This window comes from Paenibacillus solanacearum (assembly GCF_910593845.1).
Taxonomy (GTDB): domain Bacteria; phylum Bacillota; class Bacilli; order Paenibacillales; family NBRC-103111; genus Paenibacillus_G; species Paenibacillus_G solanacearum.
This window is the reverse complement of record NZ_CAJVAS010000022.1, coordinates 57,380-75,399: the sequence shown is the minus strand read 5'-3', so window position 1 is coordinate 75,399 and position 18,020 is coordinate 57,380. Positions and strand designations below refer to the sequence as shown.

Sequence of the window (18,020 nt, the reverse complement as noted above, 5' to 3'; positions counted from 1 at the left end):
GGGGTTGCTTGATTTAGGTTCCAACAAACCGTCCGAGCAGCGACTGCCGAGAGGAGGGAATTATGAAAGGGAACCGCAGCATGACGTCTATGTATCGAAGCGCAGAATTTTTCGCCATTCGCACTCCCTTGCTGCCTGTGGAGGCGCTGAGCCAATGGGCGCAAGGGGCCGAAGCATCCGCAGCGCTCGATCCCGGCGAGCTGGAATCGGCCATTCAGGCGGATCGTACCCGATTGCGAAGCCGGCTCGCTGCCCTGTTCGCCCAGCCCGCAGTGCGCGAGGCGCTATTCCTGGCGTCTCCCGATCTGGCAAGCAAGCTGCCCCTATGGATGAATAACCCGGAAAGCGGGCAGGGGGAGAAAATCGAGCGCGCCTTGGTCCGTTATTTCGTACGGATGGCCGTACGGCCGACGCCTTTTGGTCTATTTGCCGGCGCGTCTGTCGGAGCCGTTGCCAATCATACGGCGATTCGCCTCGTGGATTCAAGCTTGTACCAGCGCCATACCCGGCTCGATATGGACTATATATGCGCATTGACGGAAGCGATCGCAAGGGACCTGTCGCTGCGCAAGGAATGGCTATACCGGCCGAATTCCAGTCTGTACCGGATGGGAGCGCAGCTCCGCTATGTCGAAGCAAGGCAGCAAGATCAGGTGCGCAGCCATCACCTGGTGTCTGTCGCGCGAACGGAGTACTTAGATCGGATCATGTCCCATGCCGCATCCGGCGCTCGCCTGACGGACCTCGCTCAAGCGCTGACCCAAGAAGACCCGGAGGTATCCATTGCGGAGGCGGAAGCGTTTCTGCATGAATTAATTGACAATCAGCTGCTGGTTCCTGCGTTGTCCGCTTGCGTCACCGGAAGCGAGGCCACCGCTTGCTTGCTGGAGCATTTGAACGGCACGAAGCAGGCCGACAGCTTAAGCAGGCAACTGCACGAGGTGAAGCTCGATTTGGCGCAGCTGGACCGGGGAGGGATCGGCGTCGACATCGAACGCTATCGGGCCATCAGTCATAAGCTTGAGCCTCTGGCGGCGCAGATTGACCTGTCCAAGCTTTATCAAGTAGACCTTGTCAAGCCGCTGCGTGAGGCTGCATTGGGGCGCGAGGTGGTCCAAGAAATTTTGCGAGGCGTGCAGGCTTTGCATGCAGCGGCTCGACACCAAGCGCAGTCCCGCATGGATCGGTTTCGCAGTGCGTTTCTGGAGCGGTACGAGGGCAGACAGGTCCCGTTCACCGAGGCGCTCGACGATGAGGCGGGGATCGGTTATGGCGGAGCGGATCGCTCCAGCGATGCATCGTCTTTGTTGGCCGGGCTGCATTTCCCTGAATCGGGCGAACCGGAGATTGCTTGGGGAAAGCGCGAGCGTATGCTGCTGCGCAAGCTGAATGACGCCGTGTCGAGCGGCGAAATGGAGATTCGCCTGACGGAACATGACGTTGAGGCGCTATCGTCTGAGCGGGTACGCCCGCTGCCGGACAGTTTTGCAGCGATGGTTCGGGTCGCCGCTCGCACGGAGGAGGCGCTGCACCGGGGGGATTTCCAGGTGCTGATGCATGATGTGTCTGGTCCGTCCGGCGCCCTTCTGTTAGGCCGATTTTGCCATGCCGACCATGAACTGTACCATCGCGTCGCCAAGCATTTGCGCGCGGAGGAGGCGCTTCATCCGGATGCCGTCTTCGCGGAGATTGTCCATCTTCCGGAAGGACGGGTCGGCAATCTGATTGCCCGTCCGCTGCTTCGCGACTACGAAATTCCGTTTCTGGGACAATCCGGCGCTCCGCTTGAGCGGCAGATCCCAATCGAGGACTTGCTCGTCTCCGTTGTCGGACAGGAGGTCATGCTATGGTCGGCCGCGCTGGGGAAGCGCGTCATTCCGCGCTTATCGGCTGCGCATAATTACGTTGCCCATGGCATCGGGCCTTACCGGTTTTTGTGCGACCTGCAGGGGGACGGACGAGCCGATTACGTTGCCTGGGATTGGGGACCGTTCACCTCTGAGCCGTTTCTGCCCCGGGTCGTGTTCGGGCGCACCGTGCTATCCAGAGCTCTATGGCGCATTCCGCAGGATGAGCTGCGCCGGCTTGGCCGATTGAAGGGCGCCGACCGGTTCCGAGCCGTGCATGAGTGGCGTATAGAAAGACGGCTTCCGCCTATCTTTTTGTTCGCGGAAATGGATCGGGAGCTGCTCGTGGATTTGAACAACGTGTTACTTGTCGATACGTTCGTGGAACTGGTTAAAAACCGTACGGATGTGCGGCTTACCGAATTATTCCCTTCGCTGGACGAACAGGTGGTCCGGGGACCGGAGGGACGATTCGTGCACGAGCTCATCGTTCCCTTCGAACGCATCCCTTCCAATGAAAACGCTGACTCCCGGATGTCCATGCCCAATATACAGCCCAATGGAATAAGAACCATGAGTCCGTCTGTGCAGAGAGCTTTTCCGCCCGGATCGGAATGGCTATATGCCAAGCTTTATGCGGGGCCGGCTGAGGTCGATGCGCTTCTCCGAACAGAAGTGAGCCGTGTCATGTCCCACGCGATGCGTTCGGGAGCGGCGGATCAATGGTTTTTCATTCGTTACGGAGATCCCGACTGGCATGTTCGGCTTCGTCTGAGGGGAGCTCCTGCACGGCTGCTGAATGAAGTGCTCCCGGAACTGAATGACGCCATTCAGCCCAAACTGCGGGACGGCACGGTTTGGCGATTCCAGGTCGACACGTATATGCCGGAATGGGAGCGTTACGGCGGAATGACAGGGTTGCGTCTTGCCGAGAGGCTCTTTCAAATAGATAGCGAAGCGGTTATCCGTATCATGCAGATGCTGGACGGCGATGCCGGATGGGAGGATCGATGGCGGCTCTCGATCACCGGGATCGATAGGCTGTTGTCCGATCTCAGGTTTTCTGCCGAAGCCAAGTCCTCTATTGTCGCACAGGCACGGGACGGGTTCGCAGCGGAATTCGCGATCGACGGGGCATTCCGCCGCAGCTTGGGCGACCGGTTCCGGAGAGAGCGGAATCGTCTGGAAGCCTGTCTTCAATCAACTCCGTCCGTCGATGATCGGCTCGTCCCGGCTTTTTCCGTCTTCACGGAAAGATCCCGGCGACTTGCGCCGGTTGTGAAGGACTTAAGGAAGGCGGCGATCGGAGGAGATCTCACCGTATCCCTGGAACAGCTCGCAGCGAGCTATATCCATATGCATGTGAACCGGATGCTCCGGTCGTCGCACAGAGCCCATGAGCTTGTGTTATATGACTTTCTGGCGCGTCTCTATGATGCCGAGACCGGCCGGACACGAAGAGGTGACATTCATGACGAATCATGATCCCGACCTGTTTCGCAGAGAAGCGCTGGACAGCCTGAAGCCTTCAACGGCCCGATACGCCGGGCTGCGTCCCGTTCCTGCGCGGCTTACGCTGGCCTTCTGGCTTCTTCTCGTCGGCTGTACGATTGCGGGGCTGGCAGGCTGGCAGTTCGTCAGCTTGCTCCTCGAAGGGCTCTTCGGTACGACAGGGGGCAGAGCGAATGGCTGAGCTATTCCGCCGGCGGCGAGGCATCGAGGTGATTCGTCAGATGGAGGTAGCCGATTGCGGCGCCGCCTGTCTGGCGATGGTCCTGGCCTATTACGGCAAGTGCGTCCCGCTGGATGAGGTGCGTCAGGTCACCGGGGGAGGGCGGAGCGGCCTGGACGCGCATGTTCTGCTGCAAGCAGCCCGATGGTTCGGACTGGAGGGGCAGGGAGCCGCTTTTGATTTGGATCATCTGCCTCATCTGCAAACCGGAACGATCCTGCATTGGAAATTCACGCATTTTATCGTCTTCGAGCGCTGCTCCCGCAAGGGCGTATGGGTCATCGATCCCGAATGGGGGCGGAGGCTCATTCCTTACAACGAATTTAGCCAAAATTTCACGGGCATCGGCCTGATTCTCACGCCGGGAGCAAATTTCCAGCCGACTGCTTCGGCAAGCCGTCTTTCTCCCTGGCGGCACGTCAAGCAGATGGTGCGCTTTCCCGGCTTGCTCTGGAAAATTCTCGTCGCTTCCTTGTTGATTCAACTGTTTTCCATGGGCCTTCCGCTGCTCACGGGAACATTGGTGGATCGGATTTTGCCCCGGGGTGACGTTCAGCTTTTATATTATTTTGGATTCGGCCTCCTCGTGATGACGTTATTTCATTTCCTCGGATCGATGGTACGGTCTCATCTATTGTTATATTTAAGAACGCATGCAGACCACCGCATGACCGTGCAATTCCTTACCCATCTTGTCCAGCTTCCCTATGCGGCGATTCAGGCGCGTTCCTCCGGAGATCTGCTGGCCCGAGTGAACAGCAACACGAAAATTCGCGATATGCTTACAACCGGCGTGCTCTCCGGCTTGCTTGACGGAGCAGCGGCGGGCCTCTTTCTCGTCCTGCTGCTTATGACCAATCCGCTGATCAGCGGATTAGCCGTAAGCTTGGGGCTGCTGCAAGGCTGCCTTTTTCTCTTGTTTCGCCATCGGTACTTGGTCCTTAACACGCAAGGGCTGGAAGCGCAAGCCAAATCGCAAGGGTTCTTGGTACAGGTGCTGGCCGGCTTGGAGACGCTAAAGGCGACGGGGGCCGAACAGCGTGCCGTAGCGCAATGGACGCAGTTGTTTGTGCAAGAGATTCATGCGGCGCTGCGAAAAGATCAGCTCGGCGCGACGATGGATGCTTTGTTGACGGCGCTTCGGGTGGGATCTCCCTTATTCATCCTGTTTGCCGGGGGAATGCAGGTGCTGAATGGAAGCGCAAGCCTTGGCGCGATGCTGGGACAATGCGCTTTGGCCGGCAGCTACCTCGCTTCGCTGGCCGGACTTCTCTCGACCGTCGTACAGGTGCAGCAAATTTACGGTTTTCTCGACCGTATCAACGATATATTGGATAAGCCGCACGAACAAGAAGGGGAGAGATACACACCCGTTCGTCCTCTGCAAGGGCAGGTCGTTCTGGATCATGTATCCTTTCAATACTCTCCGGTATCTTCGCCTGCCGTCACGGATATTTCCATTACGATTGAGCCGGGGGAATTCATTGCGATCGTCGGCCCCTCCGGTTCGGGCAAATCGACGCTGGCTGCACTGCTGGCCGGATTATACGAGCCCAGCTCCGGGAACATTCGGTATGACGGTCATGACCTGCAGAAGCTCGACTTGCATTGGGTACGCTCGCAGATCGGCGTCGTTCCCCAGCATCCATACCTGTTCGGTATTTCCATTCGCGACAATCTGGCGCTTGCCGATCTGGAAGCTGCGCCGGAGCGGATCAAGCTTGCCGCCGAGCTGGCCCATATCCACGAAGATATTATGGCCATGCCCATGAAATACGGAACGATGCTGGGGGAGGATGGCGCTTCCTTGTCCGGAGGACAGCGGCAAAGGCTCGCGCTGGCGCGGGCGTTGGTGAACGACCCTGTCATCCTGATGCTGGACGAAGCGACAAGCGCATTGGATACGGTGACCGAGCGTCGCGTACAGGAGGCACTGTCCAAGCTCGAATGCACGAAAATTATGATCGCCCAGCGATTAAGCACCATTATGGAGGCGGATCGGATCTTCGTGATGAACGGAGGCCGCATTGTCGAGCATGGGAAGCATCAAGACTTGGTCCGAACCGGCGGGGTATACGCGGAACTGGTCCGGGCGCAGCGTTTATAGAGAAGGAACGAATACGTAGGGCTGGGCCGTACGTCCGGTGGAGGCTTTCTCCCCAACAGCCGGTTCGCATCCGATCGATTGTGCAATAGACGCCGGGATCAAGTTCAAGTAGCATAGGGGGAGGAGTTAACGGAGCATCTGGTGCACAATATGGGACCATGGCGCGTTACCATAGGGGAGGAGCAGTATGAATATCGTTCTGATCGGCATGTCCGGAGCGGGGAAAAGCACTTTGGGCGTGCTGCTGGCCAAGGCATTAGGCATGAATTACGTGGATACCGATGTGGTTATGCAACAACGGGAAGGCAGGCTGCTGCAACATATCATCGATGAGCACGGGACCGACGCATTCATGGATATCGAAGAAAAAGCCGTGTCTGAGCTGCAGCTGACAAACTGCGTCATCGCAACGGGAGGAAGCGTGGTCTATTCGGAAAAGGCGATGCATGCCCTCGGACAAAACGGCCACATCTTTTATTTGCATGTTCCTTACGAAGAAATTGCGAAGAGATTAGTCAACATAACCACGAGGGGCATCGTATTCAAGCAAGGAAACTCTCTTCAGGATGTGTACGAGGAACGGCTTCCTTTGTACATGAAATATAGCGATACAACGATCGATTGTTCAAGCAAGGATATCGAACAATGCGTTCGCGAAATGGTAGAGCATGTGCAGCAAAGCCGCTTGCGGTAATTCCGCAAGAGGGAGTCGCTGTAAGGAATAGAGCAGGAACAGAAACCGCGTGAATCGCGGTTTTTTTGTCGTTTACGCGTCACAACGGAACGTTCGAGGGGTGGTTATGGCTATATGATGGCGCATATGCCCCAGGTGGCACTGCCCTTGCTTGATGACAAAGAACCGCAAAAAAGTATAACTATTCCCCGTAAATCTACGTAGAACTGCAGACCGGTCACCCGCTATAGTGTAAAAGAAAGCGAATCCAGCAGGCGAAGGAGGGAGACCGCAGCCAAAGGATTGACAGGAACCCATGGAATTCATGGCCGTCGATGGACGGCATGTCCCTTACGGAAAGCAGGTGATGTCATGCTTGAACCCCGGAGCAGGTCCCGCGCGGGCTGGCTGCGCCTGTGCCTCTTGCTGAGCCTCGTAGTGCAGCTGTTGGGCTGCGAAACGGAACCAGGAGCCCAGGCGAACTCGCATAATGAACCGTCCAAGCCGGCTTTACAACAAGCCGAGCTTATCGCGAAACCGCTGCCTGCCGAATCCAAACACATCACATTCGATGACGTTCCCGACATGGCCCGCGCGAACATCACGGTCGGCGGCGCCCAGCCCACCTGGGGATTATCGCTGGACCGTACGGTCGTCTATGGGGACAAAGGCGGTCAAAGCCTTCACGTTACCGACCGGATCCAGCATTACAATCGGATCAAAATCAACGAGGCGTTCCGGGGGCTCGATCTTACACCGGGTACGCAATACGATTTGTCCCTGTACGCCAAAGTCGACAGCGCAAGCGTCGTGAAGTCGGGATACTTTTATCTTTCCGTCATCGACACGGATACCGCCTTGTCGACCACAACCTATTATAACGACAGAAACCGTTACAAGGTGCTGGTGACGGATCAAGACTGGGTAAACGTGTCGCTTCCTTTTACCGTCGGGTATGATCCCGTTTATGGCATTGCCTTCGAGCAGATGCCCGTCAACGGTCACATGGATGTGGTGCAGAAGCTTTACATCGATGAGGTGAAGGTCGTAAAAACCGGGACGACGACACAGATTCCCCCTTCGAAAATCGCTCCCAAAGCGGTTCAGACCATTGTCGACGGCAAGACGATCGTGTATCTCAGCGGCAAGCCGGAAGCGAAAAATGGGGTCCCCTTCGTCCCGCTGCCCCGAACGTTCGCGACGCTCAGAGCCGACGTCGCGTGGGATGCGTCCACGCAGACCGCAACGGCTGCGAAGAACGGCAGAACGAGCGTCGTCACCGCAGGACAAGATTCAGCCCGAATCAACGGTCAGGACGTTCAGCTGGCTGCTCCGGCTTACGTCAAGGACAAGATGCTGATGGTTCCGGCATCGTATGTCGCCGATGCGCTGGAAGCATCCGTGTCATGGAATGCAGAGAATCAGACCGTTTCGATCGCAAGCAAGAAGGTCAATGTCATTCAAGTGGACAAAAACACGGTTCAACAGGAAATATGGGGGTTTGGCGCGTCTGCCAACGATCCGGTTCACGACTTCATGAAGCTCGAAACCGCGACGCAGCAAAGGCTGCTGGATGTATTCTTCGGTATGGAAGACGATGGGGTGGGTCTTTCCGTCATCCGGCTGGAAATCAACCCGTTCACCAAAGACGACCCGGAGCCGAGAAACGCAATGCAGGCTACAATGGAACCGGAGAAGGGCGTATGGGACACGGCTACCGATACGCACCAGCGATGGTTTGCCGATCAGGCAATCCGGCGCAATCCCGGTATGCAGTTCGCCGCATCCGTATGGAGCCCTCCGGCCTGGATGAAGGATAACCGGTCTGTCGTGCGGGGCGGCCATCTCGTGCCGGAGCACTATGAGGATTTCGCCAAATATTTGGTCGGGTGGGCCAAAACCTACAAGGAAGATTATGGGTACAACATCCGTTGGATCAGTTTGCAGAACGAACCGGAAGCCGTCGTGGAATACGCATCGTCTTACTATAATGGCCGGGAGCTGGGTCAGTTGATCGATGCCGTATACGATGTGTTCAAATCAGAAGGGACCGAAGTGAAATTCGGCGCGCCCGAAGGCGGCCATATGGGCTCGACGAGCAAGCTATTAAGCGAGATGGACCCCGTTGCCGTGCAAAAGCTTGATTTTATCGGTGCCCACTTTTATGCCTGGGACAAATTCGATGCGTATGCGTATGATTTGCGCCAATACAACAAACCGTTATTTATGATGGAATACAGCATGCCGGACCCGAACGATGCCGGTATGGGCGGAGGTCTTGAAGTCGCAGGTCAAATTGCCGCAGCGATGGAGCAGGGCTACAGCTCTTATCTGTACTGGTGGTTCGTGAACAAGCCGGCCTCCGTGTCTTCCGCCGTATCGCGCCAATCGCTCGTCGATCTGAAGGAGGACGGCAGCTACACCATCAACAAAAGACTGTATACGATGGGCCAATTCAGCCGTTTCATTCGTCCGGGAGACCGCAATGTAAAAGTTACAAGCGGGAATAGCGATATTACCGTCACGGCGGCGATCCATACGGCAACGAACAAAGCGGTGCTCGTTGCAGCCAATCATTCGACACAGCCGGTGACGGTGACGATCAGCGGCTTGAACAGTACGAATGTATCGATTTATCGGACGAGCGACACGGAGAATATTCAGATGATTGGTCATTCCGCTAACGGCTCCGGCAGCTTCGAGCATACATTGCCTGCGAATAGCGTAACGACCTTCGTCGAATAAACAGGTGTACCAAGACGCCGAGTATCGGCATGAAGCGGATGTCTTCCTATTGTCTCATCTAAAAAAATAGAAATCGGCATCATCGCAGGACGCTGGGCGCACGCATCCATGCAGCGCAGTATCCTGCTTTACTGGGCCGAACCGCGGGAGGAACCGAGCGAATGAAACCTGTCCAATCATTAACCGTGAACAGCGAGCTGCTGCCCCATATTCTCGGGGAAGGAGGGTTGTTCGCCTTCTCCGGATGGGATGGAGAAACGAACGCCCGATCGGAATTTGTCGCAACCTGGGGAGAGCCGAGGCTCTCGCTCCTCTTTCACACGCCGCAGCGAAGGTGGCTGTACATTCCGGCGCAGGAGCACAAGGTACGGTTCGTAACGGGGGATGCCTGCGTTCTGGAGGCCCCCGGCGAAGGACCGGGCACGAAGCTGGCCTATGCGGCATGGCATACGCTGATTGGCGAGACTCCCCATGCCGAAGCATGTCTTCTGTCCTTCGAGCAGCCTAGGCAAGGCTTGCTTACGGAGCAAACCGGCCGCTGCAGCATCACTGTCGATCCCGTAGCCAACGATGCGATCGTTCTGGTCACCCGGGGGCCTCGCTTCGCGCTGGCCTACGGGGTCACACCGGAGGAAGCGTTGGGCAAGGCGGAGCAGGGGCTGTCGCTGCAGGCGGAAGCCGTGATCGAGGAGCGGCTCGGCATCTACCGCAGCATACCGGTGCTGGCTTCCGAGCGGGAATCTCGTCTGCTCCGCAAATGCGTCAGCGTGATGAAGGTCAACACGCTTGCGCCCGAGGCGGAAAGGAAACGCTACTGGTCCACGCCCGACCGCGTTCCTCACAAGCATATGTGGCTCTGGGATACGGTATTTCATTCGATTGCGATGAACCGGCTGTCTCCGCAAATTTCCGCAGACTGCCTGATGACGATGCTCGAGGCGCAGACTGAAGACGGTATGCTGCCTCATCAAGTGTCGGTAACCGGCAAAGCCTCGGGGATTACGCAGCCCCCTATCATGGCTTGGGGCGTGTGGGAAAACTACCGGCATCATGGCGACCGGGCGTGGCTGGCGGAGACGCTGCCCCGTCTGGAAGCTTATCTTCTGTGGAACCGGCGTCATCGGGATACGAACGGGAACGAGCTGCTGGAATGGGATATTAAAGGCGACGTGCTGTGCCGATCCGGTGAATCGGGCATGGACAATTCCTCCCGTTTCGATGAGGCCGACAAGCAGGATGCGGTCGATTTCAATGTGTTCATGGCCCGTGACCTGGGGTATGTCGCGCGGATCTGCCGGGAACTGGGTGATGACGAGCGGGCAGTAAACTGGGAGCAGCTTGCCAAGCGGACAACGGAGCTCATTGTGCAAACGATGTGGGATGCGGAGGATGAATTTTTTTATGACGTGCGTATGGACGGCCGGTTCTCCAAGGTCAAGTCGGTCAGCGGCTTTCTCCCGCTTCTGCTCGACGGGCTGTCCGAGGAACAGGTGGATGGCTTGATCCGAATGATGAAGGATGAGCGTCATTTCATGACCCGCTATCCGCTGCCGAGCATCGCTGTCTCAGAGCCCAGCTGGTCTACCGATATGTGGAGAGGCCCGGTATGGATCAATATGAACTATCTTGTCATTCTCGGCTTGCGTGCGCACAACCGCCCGGAAGAGGCGAGATGGCTTCAGGAGCGAACCATCGAGCTCGTCAACCGGTATTACGAAGCCTATGGGGTGACCTTCGAGTATTACGATTCGAAGGACGAACGCCCGCCTGTCGCCTGCGATCGCAAAGGGCCGAGAAAGCAACCTTATAACATTCGAGCCAAGTACGACTCCATCCGGGATTATCACTGGACGGCCGCACTGGTCGCCGACCTATTATGGCCGGCGGAGCAGCACTAGCAGGAAGGGGCTCGGCGGAGCTGGCCTGTCCCAGCTTGGGAAGCCGCTGCGGGAACGCGGCGGCTTCTTCAGGCGAAGCGGGGCTATGAACATCCATGACATGCCATGTGATATATGGCCTATGGGCGCGATTAACAAAAGCATGCAGGCCCGCTACGGTCGCCATCCCCGTTTCGATTTCGATGTTCATCCCCGCTTGTACTTCCCTCAGCGGATGCGGCGCGGTGAAAAGCCGCTAACGCTTGCGTGGCATGACTCAAGACGGCCCCGGCCTGGGTCGAGGCTGCGACAAGGACGGCTTCGACGATTTCCTCCCGCGTTCCCCCGAGCTTCCTGTACTTTTGTACGTGAACGTCAATGCAATAGGGGCAGCCGGTCAAATGTGCGGCGGCGACGGCGAGAAGCTCTTTCGTTTTCAACGGCAGGGCTCCATCCGAATGGTAGACTTCCTTCTCAAAGGCGAAAAAGGACGCCGAGGCTTGGGGGGCGAGCTTCACCAGCTCGGGGATCCATTCCAGGTCCGCTTGATTGTAATAATGACTCATCGTCAATTCCTCCCACGTCGTTATAGGATGTAACATCCTCATTGTAACGTCGCGGAAAAGAATAGTCGGTGATAAAGTCACGAAAGCGAAGTAAAGGACAGCAGTTTAGCGTAATCCGTCACGATAATTTTCCCCCTCTGCAGGCGAATCGCACCTTCCCCGGCGAGATTCTTCAGCATCCGGCTCACCACTTCGCGAGCGGTACCGAGTTCCACCGCTATTTGCTCATGCGTCATCTCGATCCCTGCAGAAGAAGAGGCCGTCTCCTGATGACGCTGAATGAGATAAGCGGCGACGCGCTCCTGCATGGAACCGAACGCAATTTGCTCCAGCAGGCTGGTCACGCTAATAAACCGGCTCGTGAATTGCTTGTAAATATACCGGCTGACCGGCTGATAGGAATGCATCCATCGCCGAAAAGCGTCCACTGGAAAAAGCAGCACCTCGGCCTCCGATTCAATGTGCACGGAGGCTTCATATTCCGTTTCTCCCAGAATGCTGGCCATCATGAGCACGCAGCATTCGCCTCCGCGCACGCGGTACAAGGTCACTTCTCTGCCGGAAGCGTTCAGTTTGAAGATGCGAACGCAGCCCGACAGGATAAAGGGCGCGTGATTCAAGCGATGGCCTTCGGCGATCGGATGGAGGGACGAAGAGGTAAGCTTCATCGTTTCGGCCGAAGCCCAGTCGGTTGCGGACAGCTCCGCGAAGCATGGAAACAGGCGAATGACGGCATGGATTTGATCAGAGTTCACGGCAACCATCCTATAGGTTCGATTTGTACTCGTATTTTATCACGATTGCCGTACGAATGGATGGTTTGACTTGCATTTAGGCACGGGGCAAATATGCAAATCACAAACAAGATGCCCCTAGCTGCAATCGCTGAGGAGCATCTTTTCCATAAACGTCCGTTTCGTCAAAATTTGTATTATTTACGCTCCTCCGAAGCAGCGGCGGGAGCCGCTTGCGTCGCTCTTTCCGTTCGGAGCAGGTTGTCACGATTCGATTTGGCCTGGTCGATCTGTGCTTGCGATAACGGCGTTCCAACGTCAAAGCCTTTGACGATTTTCTCCAGCGTGGCGGCATCGAAATCATCCCTTGCGTACATCTCGACGGTGAAGCCCTGAGTTTCCCAGATCACGATTCCGTTAGCGAAATAAACGGTGACGCCGTTCATTACGGCCGTCTTCACTTCGCCGGTCGTTTCAATGCCGTTGCTGCCGCCTTGCGAGATGAGGAAATTGACGGTTTTGTCGCCTTGTGCGTACTGCACTTCCACCATGGTTTTTCCTTGAAGAACGGTGTTAACGTATTTGAAATCGGCCATCCACGAAGGGGCAGGGAAATTGAGCCCGATAGCGACGCGTGCTTCCTGCAGCGACCGTTTCGGCTGTGGCGACAGTGCCACTCTGGATTCGGCGCCGCTTTCCTGGCCGGAAGCGCTATTGTTCGCGTTTGCGGGGACTGGCCGTTCTTTGTCTACTTGAACGATCTCCATATTGCCTACGTGAAAGCGCGCCAGAATCGATTGAATCATCCCTTGCGCGTAGGAGGTCGTCGAGAACACGCCGCCAATGAGTACGATAGCCGCGGCGGTGGCGGCAGCTGTTTTCCATTTTCTTGTCATCATTTGAACCCCGTCCTTTTTCGAATTTGTCGATTGAATGCTCCCTGTCTCGATGCTGCGCACCAAACGGTTGAAAATACGCTCTTTGGCTGCGCTGTTATCGAATTCCATCGTTTCCAGCAGCTCTGCAACGTCTCCATGCGGTTTCCGACTGCGATTCTTATTCATCCATGAACCTCGCTTTCAACAATAGGTTTTGCAGCTTTTTGAGACTTCTGTGAACTACGACACCGAGATGGGATTCGCTAATCCCCATAAGCTCGGCAATTTCCGCGTTTTTCAGCCGGGCGCCGAATTTCAATGCGATGATATGGCGTTCTTTGTCGCGCAGCTTGGCCACTGCTTGCAGCAGCGCCTGGTTCGTATCATCCTGAATTGCCAATTCCTCGGGCGACGGCTTGGGAAATATAAATTCCGCAATCGCATCGAGGGAAAAGTGAAATCGTTTGGGGCGTGCACGGTAATAATCGGTCACAGCGTTCCGGACAATCGCGAATAACCATACATCGAATTTGGCTTTTTCCGCGGAGAACTTGTGGTAATGCAGGATGACTCTTTCAAAAACCTGGCTGCAAAGATCTTCGGCCTCATGCTGATTTTGAATCCGGTAACAGATATACTTGTACACGCGATCGAAGTACAGCTCGTAGATTTCGGAAAATTGCGCTGCAGATAGCACGTCTGCGTGAAGCTTGTCTTGTGGATGCCGGTAAATCTCCTTGGCTGCCTGAACGCTCTCCAATGTCTCTCCTCCTTTGCTCCTTGGTTATGATGACTGATCAAGGAAATTTACGTATGTTAATACGCCGGCGCAGGAAAAGCATTAACAAAATGCTTTCAAGTTTTTTTATGACGGAATGAAGCGGGGGAAGAGGGGGCGCAACTTTCGGTATGGAAAAAAATTCCTTATCAAACGAAAAAAGAATGCCGCATTGTATTGCTGCATTCCTGGTCGCTTCATCTCCGCTCGCCCATATTCCCAAATTTCCTTGCGAGACGTTCCTTTTTGCTCCTTATTCGCTTGGTACTTTGTCTACGAATCATATAGCAGAATGGGGACGGAGGTCAATGCGTGGAGAATGCTACTATTAGAGGTGAAATATGCCAGCGCTTTCAACTATAATAAGCTTGTGCGGAATAAGCGCTAACGGAATGGAAGGAGAGGTTGGAATGACCAAGCGACCGAATATACTGCTCATCATGACCGATCAGCAGCGATGGGATACGCTGGGCTGCTATGGGAATGAGGTGATCGAAACAGCGAATCTGGACTGGATCGCAGCGGAAGGGACGGTCTTTGACTGCGCATACTCCAGCACGCCGTCTTGTATCCCGGCGAGAGCCAGCCTGATGACCGGCATGGACCCGTGGAATACGGGCATCCTCGGCATGGGCCGCGGCCAAGGGCCGATGCGCTGCCTGGAGCATACGCTGCCCGAGCAGTTGGCGAAGGCCGGCTACCACACGCAAGGTGTGGGAAAAATGCATTTTCACCCGCAAAGGTCTTTGTTCGGCTTCCATCATACCGTGCTGGACGAATCGGGCAGACAGGGCGATCCCGGCTTCATATCCGATTACAGAAGATGGTTCGAGCAGAACAAAACGGGAGATTACGGTTTTACCGACCACGGCATCGATTGGAATTCGTGGATGGCCCGTCCTTACCACGCGCCGGAGTTTCTGCATCCGACCAACTGGACAGTCAACGAATCGATCCGGTTCGTGCAGAACCGGGACCCCGGCAAGCCCTTCTTCTTGAAAATGTCGTTCGCGCGGCCGCATTCGCCGTATGACGCACCGGCCTTTTACTATGACATCTATGAGAAAAAAGACATGCCCGCGCCGCATCTCGGGGACTGGTCCGCGATGCATAATGTGCGGAAGGACGCCGCGAAGCCCGATGCCTGGAGAGGCAAGCGGAGCGACGAGGAGATTCGCAGAGCGCGGATCGGATATTACGGCAACATCCATCATATCGATTTGCAAATCGGACGTTTACTGATGTACTTGAAAAAAATCGGGCAGTTCGACAATACGCTCATTATGTTCACCTCGGACCACGGCGATATGATGGGGGATCACCACTTGTGGCGTAAAACATATGCTTACGAAGGATCGGCCCATATTCCGCTCATCGTGAAGCTGCCGAAAGCGGCGAACGGCAGTCCGGTCGAACGAAGCGCTGCCCCGGTATGCTTGCAGGATATTATGCCGACGCTTCTCGACGCAGCCGGCGTGACGATTCCCGATTCGGTGGACGGGCGAAGCATGCTGCCGCTCATTCGGGGGGAAGCGAGCGGATGGCGGGAGTTTGTGCACGGAGAGCACAGTACATGCTATTCCGAGGAGCAGGAAATGCAGTATGTAACGGACGGCCGATGGAAATATATTTGGTTTCCCAGACTGGGCACGGAGCAGTTGTTCGATCTGGCCTCAGATCCTGGCGAATGCGTCGATCTGGCCGCAAGCGAAGCCTATGCCGCCGAAACTAACCGTTGGCGGGAGAAACTGGTCGCGGTGTTAGCCGAACGGAACGTCGACTTGACGAGTAACGGCGATCTTGTATGCCAGGCCGGCAAACCGCCGATCGTGTCGCCAAAGTATAAGGAGCGGCTGGAACGCATGGATGCAGCGCAGTAAGCTGTCGTAAACTGGATATAAAGGCGTTCGTCAAAGACTACTTTGGCGGAACGCCTTTTTTTTCGTCCAGAGGCTTATAAAACATTGGTTAATTCAAGGGCTGCAACAAACGGACACGGCCAGCGCCCGAAAGGGTAAGATTAGGCGAATTTGCTCAGACATGGATGGCTTACCTTCCTACATATACTTCTAATGTTCAATGCGGGCATGAATATGGAGGAGACGGAGGGAAGACACATCGAAACCCAGGGCGATTTTCTTAGTTGCTTGCACTCGATGGAGGAAGAGCTGACCCGGTTGGCGGTCGCCATCCATCACAGTCCGGACAGCTGGGAGCTTCTTAGCGAACAGCTGGACCGTTTATGCGAATTTATCGTTTGCGAGGAAAATGAAAAACGATGGCGGCAAGGGTCAAACTGCGAGGAAGTGAAGCAGTGCTCGGCAAGGATCAGAGACAGATCCGCCCATGCGTTATGCATGATCGAGAAGATGAGAGCGCTTCGTACATATACGGAAGCATGGGATGCGAACCTGTACTTGTCGCTCTTATCGGCAGCGGTACAAGAAGAGTGGGAGTACACCCGCATTAAACGGGAGTCCAAGGTCATATTCATTGGTGCCGGCGCGTTCCCTGTGTCGGCATTGACCATTGCCATGGAAACGTCAGCCGAGGTGTTATGCACGGACATTGACGAAGAAGCTGTCCGGCACGGAAGGAAGCTGGCGAACTTTTTGGGTTTGCAAGGTTCCTTCCATTACACGGACAGTCACATGCGGGATCGCGAATTTCTGAGGGAAGCCACCCATGTGTTTATTGCTTCTCTTGTGCCGGAAAAGCTGGAGATATTGGACGAATTAACATCCGAGGTTCACCCCGATTGCAAAATTATTGTACGGTATGGGAACGGTCTGAGGTCTTTATTCAATTACCCGCTGGACATCCGTTCGTTAAAGGAATGGCGGGTGACACCGGTCAGCAGGCATAATTGCATTTATGAAACTTTGATCCTCGAGCTTCAAAAAAGTGCGGCCCGATCGGCGATATAGCCAACCGATACATTTGACGAAAAGAACGATCATCCCTCGTTCAATATCTCCTCCTGCCACGAAATAATTGACAATGAGAATCATTATCAATAAAATGAAATCGTACAACACGAAATGATGATTCATATCATGCAGCTATTACGTCAATCCATACGCATTTCATGGCACTCAAGGAGGAAAAACGATGGGGCTTATGTATAGAATTTACCGGGCGATGCAGGAACGGGACGGACGTTCCCAAGCATCGATAACAGAGTTCGAAGTGGAAGGCGAGGAGGAGCGGCTGAGACCGATTTCGTTGATCGAGCTGTTGAATAACCCGCTGATTTCAGCGGCGGAAGCCTATAAACGATCGGCGGCAAACGGAACGAACGATAGCGGTTCCGCGCAAGCTTGCGAACAGGAAAGGCTGCTTCTTCGCAGCAATAAATGAGAATTATTATCATCCAAGATGGAGGAGGCGTGCCGGAATATATCCCCGCTTTACGGGATCGGCCGGTTCCGGCTACAGGCGGACGGGACGCTTTCTTCGCTTTCATCGAACAAGAATTGAAACCGGCGATCGCGCGCCTTGCCCCCATTGACCGTCAATGTCAGACCTTGTTCGGTCATTCCCTTGGCGATTTGTTCGCACTGCACATCATGTATACAGACGCAGAGGCATTTCAAACGTACGTGGCCGCGGACCCGTCGATCTGGTGGAACGCCGGCTCGATATTGACGGAACAAGCCCGCTTTATTGCGGCCCGGCAGGATGGACGAAGCAGCGGTTCGATCGATCTGCTGATCGAAACCTCGGGGAAGAAGACGGTGCGGCAAGGACTTAGCGAGTCGGAAGCAGCTCAGCTGGCGCGTCTTCGTTCCGGTCCGACAGGGGAGGACGTCGCTGCCGCGTTAACGGGCTTGCCCGGGCTCTGCGTCGCGTTTCGAAAGCACACCTCCGAAACGCACGGCTCCATGGTTCCTTACGCCGTAGAGGACGCGCTGTCTTTGTCCATCAATCCTCCAGCTGGAGAGCGATACTGCAGGGACACGTCTAAAGCGCGGACCGTTTGGCAAAGCGGCCGTTCCGGATTCCGGTCCATGACATGGTATTGAAAATAAAGCAGGACAGAGCGCCGTGAGCGCTCTTTTTTATTTTCGCCGCTCGTCGCTC

The 18,020-nt window shown here is 55.5% G+C and carries 14 protein-coding genes; 10 read left to right on the top strand and 4 right to left on the bottom strand.

The genetic code is table 11. From position 1 onward, the window contains the following. Positions 1 to 62 precede the first annotated feature (62 nt). The 6 genes from KXG62_RS21180 to KXG62_RS21155 all read left to right on the top strand — a co-directional run bounded on the left by KXG62_RS21180 (position 63) and on the right by KXG62_RS21155 (position 11,002). Entirely contained in the window at positions 63 to 3,332 is a 3,270-nt protein-coding gene (locus KXG62_RS21180; RefSeq protein WP_218094010.1) for a lantibiotic dehydratase, read from the top strand. Beyond that, positions 3,319 to 3,540, top strand: a complete 222-nt coding sequence (locus KXG62_RS21175; RefSeq protein ID WP_218094009.1) for a hypothetical protein — start codon at positions 3,319 to 3,321, stop codon at positions 3,538 to 3,540. The genes KXG62_RS21180 and KXG62_RS21175 overlap by 14 nt, the downstream gene beginning before the upstream one ends. Next, a complete protein-coding gene (locus tag KXG62_RS21170) occupies positions 3,533 to 5,686 on the top strand; it encodes a peptidase domain-containing ABC transporter (RefSeq protein WP_218094008.1) in 2,154 nt (717 codons plus the stop codon). The genes KXG62_RS21175 and KXG62_RS21170 overlap by 8 nt, the downstream gene beginning before the upstream one ends. 187 nt (positions 5,687 to 5,873) lie before the next feature. Next, complete coding sequence (locus KXG62_RS21165; RefSeq protein ID WP_218094007.1) at positions 5,874 to 6,380, top strand: shikimate kinase; 507 nt, start codon at positions 5,874 to 5,876, stop codon at positions 6,378 to 6,380. A gap of 351 nt (positions 6,381 to 6,731) precedes the next feature. Next, positions 6,732 to 9,104, top strand: a complete 2,373-nt coding sequence (locus KXG62_RS21160; RefSeq protein ID WP_218094006.1) for a stalk domain-containing protein — start codon at positions 6,732 to 6,734, stop codon at positions 9,102 to 9,104. Positions 9,105 to 9,265: 161 nt separating this feature from the next. Further along, positions 9,266 to 11,002 (top strand): amylo-alpha-1,6-glucosidase, encoded by a 1,737-nt coding sequence (locus tag KXG62_RS21155; protein WP_218094005.1) that lies wholly within the window; start codon positions 9,266 to 9,268, stop codon positions 11,000 to 11,002. Between the two features lie 131 nt (positions 11,003 to 11,133). On the opposite strand, the gene KXG62_RS21150 is transcribed toward KXG62_RS21155, so the two are convergent. From KXG62_RS21150 to KXG62_RS21135, 4 genes are all read right to left on the bottom strand, one after another. Then, complete coding sequence (locus KXG62_RS21150) at positions 11,134 to 11,547, bottom strand: carboxymuconolactone decarboxylase family protein (RefSeq protein WP_218094004.1); 414 nt, start codon at positions 11,545 to 11,547, stop codon at positions 11,134 to 11,136. A gap of 77 nt (positions 11,548 to 11,624) precedes the next feature. After that, entirely contained in the window at positions 11,625 to 12,302 is a 678-nt protein-coding gene (locus KXG62_RS21145; protein WP_218094003.1) for a Crp/Fnr family transcriptional regulator, read from the bottom strand. Positions 12,303 to 12,478: 176 nt separating this feature from the next. Further along, entirely contained in the window at positions 12,479 to 13,345 is an 867-nt protein-coding gene (locus KXG62_RS21140) for a hypothetical protein (protein ID WP_218094002.1), read from the bottom strand. Continuing rightward, complete coding sequence (locus KXG62_RS21135; protein WP_218094001.1) at positions 13,338 to 13,919, bottom strand: sigma-70 family RNA polymerase sigma factor; 582 nt, start codon at positions 13,917 to 13,919, stop codon at positions 13,338 to 13,340. Before KXG62_RS21135 ends, KXG62_RS21140 begins: the two co-directional genes overlap by 8 nt. A gap of 428 nt (positions 13,920 to 14,347) precedes the next feature. Here KXG62_RS21135 and KXG62_RS21130 point away from each other — a divergent pair, with 428 nt between their 5' ends. From KXG62_RS21130 to KXG62_RS21115, 4 genes are all read left to right on the top strand, one after another. Continuing rightward, positions 14,348 to 15,817, top strand: coding sequence for an arylsulfatase (locus KXG62_RS21130; RefSeq protein WP_218094000.1), 1,470 nt, complete (start codon positions 14,348 to 14,350; stop codon positions 15,815 to 15,817). Positions 15,818 to 16,030: 213 nt separating this feature from the next. Then, positions 16,031 to 16,864, top strand: coding sequence for a nicotianamine synthase family protein (locus KXG62_RS21125; protein ID WP_218093999.1), 834 nt, complete (start codon positions 16,031 to 16,033; stop codon positions 16,862 to 16,864). A 184-nt stretch (positions 16,865 to 17,048) separates the two neighbouring features. Beyond that, positions 17,049 to 17,297 (top strand): hypothetical protein, encoded by a 249-nt coding sequence (locus KXG62_RS21120; protein ID WP_218093998.1) that lies wholly within the window; start codon positions 17,049 to 17,051, stop codon positions 17,295 to 17,297. Continuing rightward, on the top strand, positions 17,294 to 17,962 hold the full coding sequence (locus KXG62_RS21115; protein ID WP_281426931.1) for an alpha/beta hydrolase: 669 nt from the start codon (positions 17,294 to 17,296) through the stop codon (positions 17,960 to 17,962). The genes KXG62_RS21120 and KXG62_RS21115 overlap by 4 nt, the downstream gene beginning before the upstream one ends. Positions 17,963 to 18,020 lie beyond the last annotated feature (58 nt).